This window comes from Dyadobacter sp. 676 (assembly GCF_040448675.1).
GTDB lineage: Bacteria > Bacteroidota > Bacteroidia > Cytophagales > Spirosomataceae > Dyadobacter.
Genome location: NZ_CP159289.1, coordinates 5,188,971 through 5,203,387, shown reverse-complemented (window position 1 = coordinate 5,203,387; position 14,417 = coordinate 5,188,971). Strand labels below are relative to the sequence as shown.

Here is a 14,417-nt window from a genome sequence, read left to right as displayed (position 1 = left end):
TTCGGTTTGTTGCCAGCTGAAATATAGGACAATTAGAAAGTTTTTGGAGAAAATACAAAACCAGAGTACCGTGCAAGGCAATGCAGATTATTCAAGCTGCGCCCTGAACCAGCGGTAACCGTAGGCCTCGAGAGTAATGGTATGCCGGCCCTTATGATCGAGCACACTTTCGATATTGTTCATGAGGTCGATCAACCGCCCGGTGCCCGCCTGCTGTTCCGGCACGACCAGTTCAAGGGATTTTTCGCTGAAATTATGCCATATAAGCAGCACTTTGCCTTTCCAGGAATAGCGCATACCCAGTATTTCGCGATGGCCGGTTTCCATAATCTCCCAGTCGCCATAGCCGATCTCCGGGCATTCTTTTCTTAGCCTTATCAAAGTCGTCATCCAGTTGAGGAGCGATCCGGGATCGCGCCTTTGGTTTTCGACATTCACGTGCTCGTAAGCATAATAACCTTCTTCGATCACCGGGTTGATCAGTTTGCCGGCCCTCGAAAAACCGGCCTGGGTCTCGCCCGTCCATTGCATGGGAGTGCGGACGGCATCGCGTTCTTTCAGGGCAAGGTTATCCCCCATCCCGATTTCATCCCCATAGCGGATCACGGGTGTGCCGGGAAATGAAAACATCAGACTGTAAGCGAGCTCGGTTTGCTGGCGGTTGCCCAGCATCGGCGAGAGCCGCCGGCGGATACCGCGATCGTACAGCTGCATATTTTTATCGGGACCGAACCGTTCGAAAACGACCTGTTTTTCATCCGGCGTCAGGCGGCCCAGATCCAGCTCGTCGTGGTTGCGCAGAAAAAATGCCCACTGACTTTGTGGCGCTTTTTCGCGGGTTGCTTCGAGCGCTTTGATGAGTGGCTGTGTGTCGGCCGTCGCCAGGGCATAGAATGTATATTGATTTACAAAAAAATTGAACATCAGGTGAATGCCGTCGCCATCTTCCCCGAAATATTGCTTACTTTCTTCAGGCAACACATTGGCCTCGCCCAGCAGCACGGCGTCACCGCGTCGCCATTGCAGGAAACGGCGCATTTCTTTCAGGTATTCAAAATGGAGGGGCGTGGTTTTACCACCGGCATCCGGCGATTCGAGGATGAACGGAACGGCGTCGACCCTGAAACCGGCAATGCCAAGTTCGAGCCAATAACCCATGATCCGGTTGATTTCCGCGCGCACTTCCGGATTATCGGTGTTCAAATCGGGCTGAAATTCGTAAAACCGGTGAAAATAATAGGCTCCGGTCCGCTTGTCGCGGGTCCATGTGGCTTTTTGCACACCGGGAAAAACCATCCCCTTGTTCCATCCTTTCGGTCGTTTATCCGACCAGACGTACCAGTTTCTCTTCGGGTTGTCCCTGGAACTCCTCGATTCGCGGAACCATCGATGCTCGTCGGATGTGTGGTTCACGACGAGATCGATGATGACCTTGATCCCCAGCTTGCGGGCCTTATGAATAAAATCCACAAAATCCCCGCTCGATCCGTGGCGCGGGTCTACGCCGTAAAAATCGCTGATATCGTAGCCGTTGTCGCGGTTTGGGGTTGGCTGGAATGGCGCCAGCCAGATCGTGTCCAAACCCAATGCGTGCAAATAGTCGAGCCGGTTGCATAAACCTTCGAAGTCGCCCGTACCATCGTTATTGCCGTCCATGAAAGTCTCAAGATCGAGGCTGTAAATGACGGCATTCTTGTACCAAAGTTCTTCCAGCATAATGCCCAGGTTGATAATGCCCTGCCATCAAAAAAGCAGTGCCACCGGAGCAAAAAACCGTCAGCGACCTATCACAAAGTGTTTTTGTACTTCGCATTTCCCGCTCGCAGTGGTCACCGTGAGCACATAATTACCCGGAGGCAACATCCCCGTCGCCACTTCAACCTGTTTTCCCCGCGCCTGCAGACTTTTTGCAACCCGCCCTGTGTTGTCGCGGATCAAAATAGTAGAACCGGCGTTCAGGTTTTTAAGCACAATGCGGTTCGCTGCCGGGTTAGGGAACAGTACCGCGGCCTCGTCATTCGTCCGCTTCAATGTTTCCACGGCAGAAAAACTGACGGTACCGTCCGTATCCACCTGCCTGATCCGGTAATAGCTTGTCCCCGGCAGCGGAGCGGCGTCGAGGAATTCGTACCGCTGCTCCACCGATGTATCTCCCGCGCCTTTTACCGCGCCTAAAATTTCAAAATGGCGCGCGTCACCGCTCCGTTCTACTTTAAAATGGTCGTTCCGAACCTCCCCCGCGGTTGTCCAGCTCACGCGTGCCGCCGATTGCTCGACCTCTCGCACTTCTACACTCTTGAATGTCACCGGCAATTCGGAGCAGTCTTCCGCGGAAATGGATTCGATGTTGGTATCCATCCATGCTAGATGGCTGAGTAGCCATGTTTTAAGGTATTGCACCTCTTTGGCGTGGGTATTGCCCGCCAATGTGTAATGCTCGTTGAACATCACCGCGGTTTCCAGGATATTCCATCTTGTAAAATTACGCTGCATGGCATTTTGCGCCGTGAGTTCCCCCTGCCTTTGGTCTATAAAATCGGAAATGGCCTGGTTGCTCCACGACGTTTGCCGAAGCTGCTGGTAACGGTTGATCAGTTTCAGTTTGAAATAACAATCCGTAAGCAGCCGTGCAGGCCAGAAAACGGTCATAGGAGGCCTGTCGGGGCAATAGATATTGAACTGCCATGCCCACGTACCCGTCGGCAACACCGATTGCTCGTAGCACCATTGCTGGTTTCCCATCGATTTATCGAAGTCCCACGGCGCACCCATCACCAATTCTCCACCCTCATCGTCGCGTTTTTTGTAAAAAAAAGTACTTGCCCGCCAGTTGTCCGAATTCTTGGTGATCTCCTGCAACAACAGGTAGTCGATCGTCGCGTCCTCGTCGAGCAATGGCCGGTAGCCGGTGGTAGCATTCCTGAACGTGGAACTCGCAAGCACCTGCTCGAAATGGTCCACATAATTTTTAATGTAATTGAACTGCAAATCCCGGTTAGCGATGTTGGTGTATTTGTGCAACTTGGGATATTCGACGTGAAAAAAGGGCTTCGGCTGTCCGGGTGCGTCGTTTCCAGGGTAAGCCGACGTCCATTTAAGGTCTTCGTCCTCGGCAACCTGCAACAGATACCCGCCGGAAATCTTAGCCGGATCGGCATCAGTTTCACTCAGCTTCTTGATATTGATCCGATTGGAACCTCTTTTTACCTTTTCCATCAATATGTACACGCCGTGGTAAGACATCCCGCCGGTTTCCTGAAGAAATACTTCCACATAGCGCGTTTTCGGAGAGTAACGTCCCGTGCGCGTGTACATTTCATGCGCAAACACGTCACGGATAAACGATTTGTCGCCATAGCAGGCGTTTAACACCCAGTCAGATTCGGCCGGCATGCCGAGCAGCGAAACATCCACACCTGCTCCGGCCGCATCGACCGTTTCGACGCTGTACGACTTTTTCTCCCAGTAAACGGACGTATTACCGCGGATTTCAATGCCAATATTGCTTTCGAACTGAAAACTGTTCGTAACGGAGTTTACATCGAATGTGTGTAGTCCGCCGTTACCGGGTGCGGTGATCTTGAAGGTCGCTGGAATTTTGTCGACATCCGGAATCACCGCGCCGTTGGTGTTGATCACCACAATGGGAAGGTTAGATGTGACGGTAGTTTGAGCAAAAGCCTGCGAGCCGCAAAAGAGCAGCATCAGGAGGCCAAGCCAGTTGGTCGGAAGTAGTAAGTTTTGAGCCATAAACGAAACACTGATTAACTTTCATAAACATTTATCACTTTGTAGAATTCTATGGATAAATATAGAAAGTTAACGATTCCATCATATTGAATTACAGTATATTCCTATTAAGTGGCTCTTTATACCCGCCTATACTTCCAGAAGCTCCCATTTCCTCACGTCCGTCCAGTTATGGGTGGTTAGTTCCGTTGAATAGATCTCGATGAACATTTTGTTTTCGGCATCATATTCGCCATCGCGCCATTCGTCCTCATCCTTCCGCATAAACCGCACGAGCGAACCGTTTTCGGGCAAAATCTTTTCTTCCATAACCTGAATTTTAAGTAAGTACAGGCGTACAGGTTACAAAAACTTTGCCCGAAGCGCCGCCTAGCCTCCGTAAATATCGAATGCCTGCAAATGCTTTCTGAAAATGGCCTCGAAACGGTCGGCCTCCTTGTCCTGACGCGCCCGCCTGCATTCACGAACGATGCTTTGAAGAATGAAAAGATCGGTATTGACGTCACGGCTCTTGCCCCCGTCCGTGCGCTTGATCCAGGACAGGTTCTCGTCCGACCGGGCTGCCATTACGCGGGCGGAATCCAGCGCCTTTTCATTTTCCCCTACATCGAACAATGCACCGACGAACCCAGCGGAAACCTGGTCGTACGGGATCGTGTCGTCGGGCATGACGGCCATTGCCTTGTTTACCACCTTACGGGCTTTTTCGATCTTCTTCTCGGCAATGAGCTGTTGCGCCAGGCGCAGGAACGACAGCCGGGCCGTTATCACCGGCGAGCCCCGATAAGTGTCGTCGTAATACACTTTCGGATTATCCGTTTCCCGCCAGTACATTTTGTTCATCATATTATTGTACATAATGTCGGAATTGACATATCCGTCCGAAGCCCCCGGTACCCGCACGGGCAGCAGGCGATAGGCATAGCCTTCGAGTTGCAGGTATTCCTGCAAACCCAGATTATGCGACGAACCCATTGTAGAGGAGAAATACACGGGCCGTTTCCAGTTATTGCTCGAAATGATATCCAGCATCACCAGATCTCCTTTCAGCAGGTCGGTTTCGCCGATTTTCCAGCTCATGGAGTCGCTCAGGTATGGCAACAGCTCGTTTTTAACAATGTTCATTTTCTTAACTTCGCGGGTATCGACGGGCAAAAAGAGCGTCGACGACGGCAGAATGGACGTCGTTTCGCCACTCGTGAGCGGCACCTGGATCGCTTTGTTGTCCTGATGGATCAGTTCCAGGTATTCTTTCAAATTGATACCACCTTTTACGGAAGGGATTTCATAGAATGGCAGATACTCGTTTTTCCCGAGCTGATAGTTGCCGGAATCGAGCGAGAGCGGCAATGCGTCCGACTGATTGATCTTCCGCTTCAATTGCCGGATATACCAATCGGCGCCCAGGAACGTCTGTACACATACGCGCACATCGGTGCGGAACCCCTCCACCTCCTGCACATACCACAACGGGAACGTATCGTTGTCCCCGCCGGTGAAAAGGATCGCGTTGGGCGCGCAGGAATTGAGCAGGTTACGCGCGAAATCGACCGAGTGGTATCGGTCCGACCGATCATGGTTGTCCCAGCCGTTCGCCACCATGATGGCCGGCACCGAAAAGCACGCCACACTGGCCACGCCTGCACGCAACGCTGGCCTGCGCACGGCTTTTTCCAGAAATTTCGCCGCAGTCAGGACGCCGAAACCGATCCAGACACAAAAAATATAGAATGAGCCGACATAAATGTAATCGCGCTCCCGTGGCTCTGTGGGAGGTGAGTTGAGGTAGATGACCAGCGCCACACCGGTCAGAAGAAACAGCAGGCCGAGTATCAGCAAATCCTTTCTGCGGTGGTAATACATAAAAATGATCCCCGCTATGCCGAGCAGGAACGGGAGCATCAGAAAGTTGTTATGCCCCCTGTTCTGACTGATACTTTTCGGAAACGAATTCTGCCACGGCAACAAAACGCCCGCCCCTTCCCGGTCGCTCTCGCGTCCTACAAAATTCCAGAAGAAATATCGCCAGTACATATGTCCCAGCTGGTGCGAAAAAAGGTACGAAAGGTTATGGCGCATGGTAGGTTTCTCCCCCTCGGCCAGGCCGGTCATTTGCTGGTACAATTTCGAATGTCCGGGCTGCGAGCTATACAATCTGGGCAACAGCATGTGGCTGCCCGGTTCGTACTCGTAGACCGGCTTGTAATCGATAAGAACATATTTCCCGTCCTTTTTGGCGTATACCGGCGCTCCGCGTTTCTGGCTAACGGGCCGGGAAGCGAACGAAGGCCCGTAAAGCAGGGGCCGGCTTTCATATTGCTCTCTTTTTAAATAATACACAAAGCGCAGCACGTCGCTCGGGTTGTTCTCGTTGATCGGCGTGTCGTAACCCGACCGCACGAGCACCAGCGAATAGGAGGCATAACCGATCAGGATAAATGCGAGCGAAAGCAGGCCGGTATTCAGCAGGGCGCGGTTTGTCCGGTGCGAAAAGCGTATGCCCCACACCAGCATCCCTAAAAAAAGAACCGTAAAACATATGATACCGGTGTTGTAGGGAAGCCCGAGCGAATTCACGAAAAAGACTTCGAATTTCCCCGCCAGCTCGGGTAACCCGGGTATGATGCCCGCATTGATGATCCCCAGGACCAGCAGTCCGGCAAGGAAAGCCACCGATCCTCCGAGAACACCGGGGCGCGGATATTTTTTGAAATAATATACCAATGCCAGGGCGGGAATCGTAACAAGGTTCAGCAGGTGAACGCCAATCGACAGGCCGACCAGGTAGGCGGTGAAAATCAGCCAGCGGTTCGCTGTGGCGGGGTCGTCGATGGTTTCCCATTTGAAAACAGCCCAGATGACGATGGCCGTGAAGAAAGACGAAAGCCCGTAAACCTCCGCCTCCACCGCCGAGAACCAGAACGAATCGGACCACGCGTAGGCGAGCGCACCCGCCATGGCCGCACCGTTGACAAGCAGCAGGTCGGCAAAGCTTCCCTCCCCCCGACTGCCTCACGGCCAGCTTCCACGCCAGCAGACTGATTGTTTTGAACAGAAAAAAGATGGTGAACGCGCTGCCCAGCACCGACACCATATTGACCCAATAGGCCACTTTCGTGACGTCGCCAAGGGCCAGCGTTGAAAAAAGCCTCCCGACAAGCAGAAAAAGCGGGGCACCCGGGGGATGTGGTACCTGTAATTTGAAAGCACAGGCGATAAACTCCCCGCAGTCCCAGAAACTGGCAGTCCGCTCCATGGTGAAGACGTAGGTCGCGAGGCTCACGGCGAACACCGCCCAGGCCGCGATGCCGTTCCATTTTTTGAAGGATATCATGTTTGAAGGTGTTTGGGTGAAGCACCAAAACTATCCAACACGATACCCGCGCTGCAAACAGGCCATCTTAAAAAAAGTTAACAAAACCCTTTGATTATGAGGGTTTAACTTTATTTAACATCGCCGGCACCTCGCCGTGCAGACGATGGCAGCCCGCATCAGAAAATCAGGGAAATACAATAAAAAAGAGAGGTCCAGAGTATCGACCCCGCTACCACAGTGATCACAACGCCTCCCAGAAACGGCAATTCAGCAGATTTCGAAAGTTTTACCGATCTTTCCATTCTTCAAAATATTATTAATGACAGAGGACAGGAACCCTGAAAGAGTCAGAATTCCATTTACAAAAATAAATATCTTGTGTGAAATAGGAAGTAGCCTGAATTTATTTGTAGTTTCCGAATATATCGACTGCTATTAGTAGCATTTCGACATAAATATCGTACAATTTCAATCCACCGTCGGGTTACCGAACCCGGCCTTCCTTCGCTTGTAGATTTCGACCTTCTTGAAAAGCTCCAGAATATTGGTCACTTCCAGCTTTTCGAATATCCGCGCTTTATAGGTGGATACGGTACTTTCCTTGATATTGAGGTCGATAGCGATGTCCTTCGTCCATTTTCCCGTGAGCAGCATGTCCATGATTTCCAGCTCCCGGTTCGAAAGGATTTCGAGCGGGCTCTCCTTGCTTTCGCGTTCGAGCAGGGTGTTGTTGACGAGCTGGTCCTGGATCACATTGCTGATGTAAGTCCCGCCGGCGAGCACCGACGTGATGGCCTTTTCCAGTTCCTCGTTCGAAGTATCTTTCGGCAGAAAGCCGTTGGCTCCGGCTTTAACATAATGTATAGCGTACAATTCCTCGTCCTGGGAAGAGAATACCAGAATTTTGACCTTACTCTGAATGTCGCGGATCTTGCCGATCATATTGAACGCTTCGCCTCCCGGAATTTTGATGTCCAGGATAACGAGATCGAAAAACCTTGATTGAAGAAGTTTGAGGGTTTCGCTAAATGTAGCAGCCTCGATAACCGTTACCGAGGGTAAAAAATCTTCAATTAATAATCTGACGCCCATTCGCACAATGGAATGGTCTTCTACTAGCAAAACTGTTTTCATTCAAATACCTTTTACTTCAAATCAGTTTTAAAAGTAGTTTAATATACGTAAAATTTTATGTAGAAAATTAACTACATATCAATTATTTCGAAAAAATAATGTGAACCGAAGTTCCGTGCGGGATATTAGGCTTCGCATGTAACCGGGCGCGGATCAACGAACTGATCTCCTTTACGATCAATAGCCCCATCCCGAAGTTCTGGGCCACATTTTCCGAAACAGGCAACTGCCTGTCGCCGCTGTTGATCCAGCCACTCACCGAGCCGTCCATTCCCGGGCCGGTGTCGCTGATGATCAGGTGCAACTCGTCCCGGAAATCTTCGTGCGTAACGCTGATGGTACCGTCGTTGGTCGCCTTGTTGGCGTTGTCAATGAGGTTGTGCAGGATAATGCCGACCAGTTGCGGGTTGTTTTTAATGATCACCCCGGGCGTAACGCCGTTAACGAACCGGTTGCCGTTCACCTCGGCATCCTGCGTAAAAATAGCAAACTTCTGGTCGACCATCTCGTTCAGGTCGAGATAGGTGAACTGAACGCTCGCATTCTTGTAACGGAACTCGGTGTATTCCAGCAGGTTTTTCATGAAATGGTAGAGACGGTAGCTCGACTGGCTGATCGCCCTCACCGTGGGAAGGTCGGGGTGGTTACGCGCGAGACGCCCCGTGGTCGTCATCAGGAACCGCAACGGGCTTTTGATATCATGGGAGATACTCGCAATCAGGTGCTTCTGGTGCACGTATTCCGTTTCGAGCTTTTTCTGCGAATCTTCCAGGCTCTCGAGGCTCGAACGCAATTCGTCCCGGCGTGCATCGAGGTCGCTGATCGTATCATAGAACGAGCTGAAGAAGAAGTAGTTGATCAGTACGAGGATCATAAAGTTCTGAAACAGCAGGATCGCGATCGATATCCGCCCCGACCCTTGCGGCCCCCACACGATGTAGGCGCCGAGATGGTTCCCCAGCAGCACATATAAAATGAAAGGCACCACGGCGATCACCGAATAGATAATCCCGAGGCGGTTTCCCAGGCCGTAGAAGGCGGCGATGATGATAATCACGACATATTGCAGCGTCACCAGGTCCAGGCCGTTCCGGAACACATACAAATTGGTCCATATAATGACCATAAAGATCACGATAGCAGTATGGACGGCCTTCCGCCATTGAAAACCGCGCGAAAGCGCGATATAATAAACGACCGCTATGACAAGCAAAACAGCCGCCCTGGCAGCCTGTAAGCGGTAATTCTCCAACAGGTAGTAAATAAGCAGGAGACTTGTTGTAAAAATTTTCAGGTGAAGCGCGTAGGAAAGTGCTTTAATGCGGGCCCGGTTAAGAATACTCGGTTCACATTCCAATTGCTTTCGTACAGGCCATTCCAGAATCGATCGGATCATGTATTCAGATTTTCTATATCGCATTCCACGCCGGGGTCAGACGAAGCGACAAGACCCAAATCTACCTAAAAAACGTAAGAGACAATGTAGAGATATTGCCACAAGCGAAACAATGGCAAACTACAATGGCTTTTTAGTACCAATGCTAATTTTGTAAATTCCTGCAAGTGAACGGTAGCGAAGAGTGTGCAGGCGTCCTGAAAGCGAACGTATGAAGTACGTTAATACACGTTGAGTATAATTTACACCTTCCGGTTTTACCGAGAAGGTGTTTTTCAAAAATGGGTGCTTAAAACGAAGGGGCAATCAGCAGAGCAGGACAAAACGCCTGTTGCCGTCGATCCGGATATTTTGACAGATAACCTGGTTTGGCCCGAAGGCCCGGATGATGATGAGAGAGAGGAACGTAGTAAGTAACAGCCGCAGCGTGTGTGTGTGTTTAGCCTTGTTTTCCGGGCTTGTCCTGGGCCTTTTTTGATTTTTTTACTTCACCCGGTGTAAACTCACCGTTAATCCACCGGACAAAATTTTTCGATTGAACCTGATAAACCTGCGCGGACAAAGGTTTCAGATCCGATTTTTCAATTTCAAGAAGATAATCAGCCAGAAGTCTGTTGATCTCTTCCAAATATTTGCTTTGCGTCTTCATGAGAGGATTTGTGTTTTTACAAAGAAAGTACTATTCTGATACTCAATCAAGTGCGTGATTTTTGTATCCCGCTGCAAGTATAACCCATTCCGGCTGATCCGTTTTGGTTTTTGGGGTGAGTGCACTGAATTTGAGGGTGTAATGAGGCCTTCGTGGGGAGACGATCCGGAGCTATCAAATCCCTTCAGTACCCACTAAACTTTTACTACAAAACCGCTCCAAAAGTCGGCTACCGGCGATTTATAGCCTTTACGATGCGGTTTGTCAAACCATCTCTTGGTCCGCCGCGTTTGTAAAAAGGTAAAAATTCCACACACCCGAACCGGCCTGGCAGCACATCCCGCCTACTCCTGCCACACTTTGGGGAATATATCGGTGAAGAAGCGGCGACAGATAATCCAGTTGGTCGTGGAAGCAGTCACAGATCACCCTGGCGAAATACATCTTAAACTACTGGTTTTGAGCGAACAACAAGCTTATCCCCATTCCCCTCCGGCACTTTTCCTCGTGTAACGGTAAGCCATATACTTTCAAAAAGGGCAAAACCCGGTGCCGAATGTACTGTCATTTGTTGTCAATTGTTGTCAGGTATTGTCAATTTCTGGTGGATTGACCACAAACACCCACCTAACCACTATTTGACCCGAACGCAAAACAAAGGGACGCGATCCGAAGCAGACCGCGTCCCCAACGTAGCTATTCCGGCTACTAATCCTTCTTGCGGAGGTACACATTATTGCTGATCGATTCCAGCCTCACTTCGGGTCCGCCGCCGTTGAACTTGCCTTCCAGCAGGTAACCAACGATAGGGTTTTTCTCTTTTTTATTGCCAAAATCGATGTCCAGATCGGAATACACTTCGCCGGTGATGGTCTTCACAGCCACATTGGCACCCCTGGATTTCGGCCAGGTCATGTCCACGTATCCGCTGATCGTTTTCGCGGCTACGGCTGCGGTGGCGCCCTGGATGTCGATATTGCCGTTGATCGTCTCGAGTTTCAGTTTCGCATTACGCGGCAGCGTTACCTGGTAGTTGATGTCGCTGCATACATAGAAGCTGTTATTCCCGTCGTCATTCCGCCACGTGCTTTTTTCGCCCGGACAGTCTTCTCCTTTCCCTCCTTTCAATTTTTCCTTATCCAGGTCGGTTTTAAGGACAATCTCCCCGGATGTGGTGCTGGTAGTCACTACAAATGCGTCATTCAGCTTGTTTTGATTGATTTTCACCGACATATGGACTGCCACTTCCGGTTTATCCCAGTACCGCACCCGTATGCTGTCGCCGAAGCGGAGGTTCAGGTTCACGGTCTTGCCCGATTCATAAGGCAAACTTTTATCGATGATCTTTTGGCCAAAAGCAGGCGCACACATCGCGCCCAGGATGGTCAGGAACAGAATCTTTTTCATGGTAATAGATGCAGGTTAGGTGTTATTTCTGCTTGCGGACGTAAATATTGCTGCTAATGGTTTTGAGCGACATTTCTACGCCCCCCCCCGCCGATGGTGCCATCTACATTGGCGCCGCCGCCTACTTTGGCCATTCCTTCCTTGTTGTTTTTCACGCCCAGATCGAAATCCGTATACATTTCGCCGTTGATCGACCGCAGTTTGAGATTCGATTTGACATTCGCGGGCAGGGTAATGTCAATCTCCCCGCTGATGGACGAAATGGCCGTCGGCTTGTCCTGTGCGAGGTTGGAAAAAACCGCCGTTACCTCGCCGCTGGTCGTATTAGCAACAACAGGACCGGTAATGTTGGTCAGGTTAATATTGGAGTTATTGGTTTTGATTTCCAGGTCGCCGTCCATATTCGAGATCGAAAGCCCCGAACCACCCTGCCAGTTGGTTTCCACAAATTTCACCGCCACCTGGCGCGGCAGCTTGACCGTGTATTTGATCTGCTTGCGGGTAGCCTTCTCGATTCTGAGCCCTGAAGCGTCCGGTGTCACAGCCAACCCTATCCCCGAATTATCCACGGCAGAGTAATACAACGGCTTCCAGTCCCTTCGCCCGTTCCGGCGGCGCCTCGTAACCCGACGACGCCTGAATGATCACCTCGTCGCCGTTATACCCTTCGATTTTCATCGTGCTCGCCGAAAGTTCCAGCACTACTTTTTTGTCTTTCGAATTGGCGAGTTTGGTTCTGTATTCGGGGGTTTGCGCACACGCCATTCCCAGACTCCACAAGAAACCCGCACTGATTAACAGTACTTTTTTCATGGTTTTTGATATAAAAATTGATTGTTTGCTCTTATAAAGGGCTCGAAACCCCTGCACAACATTGCCCCAGGCATTCCGCTTCCCGGACCTCTGCGTTCCCTGGAAATGCATCGCGGGGAAACGGGGCGCGGTTAAACGTCGGCATTCAGCCTGCTTACACCTTCGGTAGCTTTGAGTCGCACCACGTCCAGGACTTCCTGGTTTCGGGCCAGCTGCTGAAACTGGTCGACGGCCCGTTTTTCCCTGATCGCCACGAGCGCTTCGATGAGCGAGATCTGGATATTGGGATCTGTCTGGATCGCCAGCGACCGGATCAGCGCCTCTTTCACTTCGTCTTCGGCGGCAAAGTGCGTCAACGCCTGGCAGGCTGCCAGCCGTACATTCACGTTCGGGTCGAAGTTAAGGGTATTGATCAGCAACTGCGTAATATCGCTGTCGGCCTCGCGAATATCGTAACTATGGTTTACCGCCTGAATGCGTTCGCTGGCAGAAGTGTTGTTCATTTGTTCGAATGCCAGCACCTTTTTCATTTCCCTGACTTCTTCGGTTTCTTTCCCGCCCAAAGCCATCGAACCGCGCTCCGATTTCGATTGCAATACCCAGCCCGCCCCGAAACCGATAACGAGCAGCGCCAGCCCGGCCGCAATGCGCAATAGCCACGTTCCCAGCCGCCGCACGGGCCCCTGTTTAGGCGGATCGAGCATAAGCGCGAGCTCGTGATTGAAAGTCAGCGAGGGCTGTTCTTTCCGCGCATGAACAAAGTAGCCAAACTGCGCCGCGTAGCTTTGCAAATGCTCGGGCACGTCGCCACTTTGAAAAAATTGCTTCAGGGCACGTTCCTCTTCCAGCGACGTTTCTCCGTCATAGTATTTCTCCAGTAGCCTTTCAATATCGGGTACCATAATTCTCTGCTTTTAAGTAATTCTCACGCAACTTCTGCCTTGCCCGCGAAAGGATCGTCCGGATGTTGACGTTGCTCAGGCCGGTTACCTCTTCGATCTCTTCCAAAGTGTACTCCTCCACGTCGCGCAGGTGCAGTACCAGCCGCTGTTGCTCGGGCAGCTCGCTGATCAGCCGGTGCATGAGCCCCGCGCTGTCGCTGTTCTCCACCTGGCGGTAAGGCGATACGTCCGCTGCCTGCATGGCCACCATATCCTCGTCGCGACTTGTTTTCTGCTTATGATGGGATTTCAGCCGGTCGAGACAGAGGTTTTTGGTCATCTGCACGGCCAGCGCCTCCACACTCTGGTAGCTTTCCAGCTGTTGCCGGTTGGTCCAGAGCCTCAGGAACACGTCCTGAATGGCATCCTCGGCCTCCTCGCGATTGCGAAGAAACATCTGCGCCAGCCGGAACAGGCGCCCCTGCACGGGAAGAATGCGTTGGTTGAAGGCTTGTAAATCCATATTCAATGGCATAGACGACCAGCGGCTGAAAACGTTACAGGATTTACGAAAAAATTTTTATCTCCGTCCAGCCCCGGACAAAACTGTCCGCTTTCGGACAAGCTGCTTCCTTCAAAATATGTCCTGATCGACCGGAAACGGCATTTTCGGTTTTTGGCAAAGTATTTGTTTTGCATTATTATAACTAATAGCTGCATCGTATTATGAAAAGAACTTTTCTCGGGGAATTTGAAGAGATCGTCCTGCTGGTAGTTGCGGGCTGTACCGAAGAAGCCTACGGCGTTACGATCTGGGAACGTGTGCAGGAGTACACGGGCCGCTCGGTTTCGCTGAGCGCCGTACATGCCACCTTGTACCGATTGGAGGAAAAGGGGTTTCTGACCTCGGAGATGGGCGGCGCTACGGCCGAGCGTGGCGGCCGCCGGAAACGTTTTTTTACGATTACCAACTATGGCAACCGTGCATTGCAGGAGATCAACGAGATCCGCCGGCAACTCTGGCAGGCCATTCCGGCCGAAAAGCTGCAACCCCGGCTCAGCTTTTCATAA

At 51.2% G+C, this 14,417-nt stretch carries 13 protein-coding genes and 1 pseudogene; 1 reads left to right on the top strand and 13 read right to left on the bottom strand.

The features are described 5' to 3' along the window. Nucleotides 1-87: 87 nt before the first annotated feature. The 13 genes and pseudogenes from ABV298_RS23110 to ABV298_RS23050 all read right to left on the bottom strand — a co-directional run bounded on the left by ABV298_RS23110 (nt 88) and on the right by ABV298_RS23050 (nt 13,869). Entirely contained in the window at nt 88-1,716 is a 1,629-nt protein-coding gene (locus ABV298_RS23110; RefSeq protein ID WP_353718518.1) for an alpha-amylase family protein, read from the bottom strand. A 60-nt stretch (nt 1,717-1,776) separates the two neighbouring features. Then, entirely contained in the window at nt 1,777-3,750 is a 1,974-nt protein-coding gene (locus ABV298_RS23105; RefSeq protein WP_353718517.1) for a CotH kinase family protein, read from the bottom strand. 129 nt (nt 3,751-3,879) lie between these two features. Continuing rightward, nucleotides 3,880-4,059, bottom strand: a complete 180-nt coding sequence (locus tag ABV298_RS23100; RefSeq protein ID WP_353718516.1) for a hypothetical protein — start codon at nt 4,057-4,059, stop codon at nt 3,880-3,882. Nucleotides 4,060-4,119: 60 nt separating this feature from the next. Continuing rightward, nucleotides 4,120-6,708, bottom strand: a complete 2,589-nt coding sequence (locus ABV298_RS23095; protein ID WP_353718515.1) for a DUF2723 domain-containing protein — start codon at nt 6,706-6,708, stop codon at nt 4,120-4,122. A gap of 115 nt (nt 6,709-6,823) precedes the next feature. Further along, nucleotides 6,824-7,006: pseudogene (locus ABV298_RS23090) on the bottom strand (DUF2723 domain-containing protein); the annotation flags it as partial. 528 nt (nt 7,007-7,534) lie between these two features. Continuing rightward, a complete protein-coding gene (locus ABV298_RS23085) occupies nt 7,535-8,200 on the bottom strand; it encodes a response regulator transcription factor (protein ID WP_353718514.1) in 666 nt (221 codons plus the stop codon). A gap of 82 nt (nt 8,201-8,282) precedes the next feature. After that, complete coding sequence (locus ABV298_RS23080; protein ID WP_353718513.1) at nt 8,283-9,596, bottom strand: HAMP domain-containing sensor histidine kinase; 1,314 nt, start codon at nt 9,594-9,596, stop codon at nt 8,283-8,285. Between the two features lie 439 nt (nt 9,597-10,035). Next, nucleotides 10,036-10,224: a hypothetical protein gene (locus ABV298_RS23075; protein ID WP_353718512.1), complete on the bottom strand. Its 189-nt coding sequence runs from the start codon at nt 10,222-10,224 to the stop codon at nt 10,036-10,038. Nucleotides 10,225-10,953: 729 nt separating this feature from the next. After that, nucleotides 10,954-11,652, bottom strand: coding sequence for a hypothetical protein (locus ABV298_RS23070; protein ID WP_353718511.1), 699 nt, complete (start codon nt 11,650-11,652; stop codon nt 10,954-10,956). A gap of 53 nt (nt 11,653-11,705) precedes the next feature. After that, on the bottom strand, nt 11,706-12,194 hold the full coding sequence (locus tag ABV298_RS23065) for a DUF4097 family beta strand repeat-containing protein (RefSeq protein ID WP_353723230.1): 489 nt from the start codon (nt 12,192-12,194) through the stop codon (nt 11,706-11,708). Nucleotides 12,195-12,213: 19 nt separating this feature from the next. Then, nucleotides 12,214-12,465 carry a hypothetical protein gene (locus ABV298_RS23060; RefSeq protein WP_353718510.1) on the bottom strand — a complete coding sequence of 84 codons (252 nt, stop codon included), beginning with the start codon at nt 12,463-12,465 and terminating at the stop codon, nt 12,214-12,216. 131 nt (nt 12,466-12,596) lie between these two features. Continuing rightward, nucleotides 12,597-13,367 carry a HEAT repeat domain-containing protein gene (locus ABV298_RS23055; protein ID WP_353718509.1) on the bottom strand — a complete coding sequence of 257 codons (771 nt, stop codon included), beginning with the start codon at nt 13,365-13,367 and terminating at the stop codon, nt 12,597-12,599. After that, complete coding sequence (locus ABV298_RS23050) at nt 13,351-13,869, bottom strand: sigma-70 family RNA polymerase sigma factor (RefSeq protein WP_353718508.1); 519 nt, start codon at nt 13,867-13,869, stop codon at nt 13,351-13,353. The genes ABV298_RS23055 and ABV298_RS23050 overlap by 17 nt, the downstream gene beginning before the upstream one ends. Before the next feature lie 203 nt (nt 13,870-14,072). On the opposite strand from ABV298_RS23050, the gene ABV298_RS23045 reads away from it, so the two are divergent. After that, nucleotides 14,073-14,417, top strand: a complete 345-nt coding sequence (locus tag ABV298_RS23045; protein ID WP_353718507.1) for a PadR family transcriptional regulator — start codon at nt 14,073-14,075, stop codon at nt 14,415-14,417.

Bases quoted from the DNA above. Each gene is read 5' to 3' on its own strand.
- ABV298_RS23110 (WP_353718518.1), bottom strand. From the start codon at position 1,716: ATGCTGGAAGAACTTTGGTACAAGAATGCCGTCATTTACAGCCTCGAT.
- ABV298_RS23105 (WP_353718517.1), bottom strand. From the start codon at position 3,750: ATGGCTCAAAACTTACTACTTCCGACCAACTGGCTTGGCCTCCTGATG.
- ABV298_RS23100 (WP_353718516.1), bottom strand. From the start codon at position 4,059: ATGGAAGAAAAGATTTTGCCCGAAAACGGTTCGCTCGTGCGGTTTATG.
- ABV298_RS23095 (WP_353718515.1), bottom strand. From the start codon at position 6,708: ATGGCGGGTGCGCTCGCCTACGCGTGGTCCGATTCGTTCTGGTTCTCG.
- ABV298_RS23085 (WP_353718514.1), bottom strand. From the start codon at position 8,200: ATGAAAACAGTTTTGCTAGTAGAAGACCATTCCATTGTGCGAATGGGC.
- ABV298_RS23080 (WP_353718513.1), bottom strand. From the start codon at position 9,596: ATGATCCGATCGATTCTGGAATGGCCTGTACGAAAGCAATTGGAATGT.
- ABV298_RS23070 (WP_353718511.1), bottom strand. From the start codon at position 11,652: ATGAAAAAGATTCTGTTCCTGACCATCCTGGGCGCGATGTGTGCGCCT.
- ABV298_RS23060 (WP_353718510.1), bottom strand. From the start codon at position 12,465: ATGAAAAAAGTACTGTTAATCAGTGCGGGTTTCTTGTGGAGTCTGGGA.
- ABV298_RS23055 (WP_353718509.1), bottom strand. From the start codon at position 13,367: ATGGTACCCGATATTGAAAGGCTACTGGAGAAATACTATGACGGAGAA.
- ABV298_RS23050 (WP_353718508.1), bottom strand. From the start codon at position 13,869: ATGGATTTACAAGCCTTCAACCAACGCATTCTTCCCGTGCAGGGGCGC.
- ABV298_RS23045 (WP_353718507.1), top strand. From the start codon at position 14,073: ATGAAAAGAACTTTTCTCGGGGAATTTGAAGAGATCGTCCTGCTGGTA.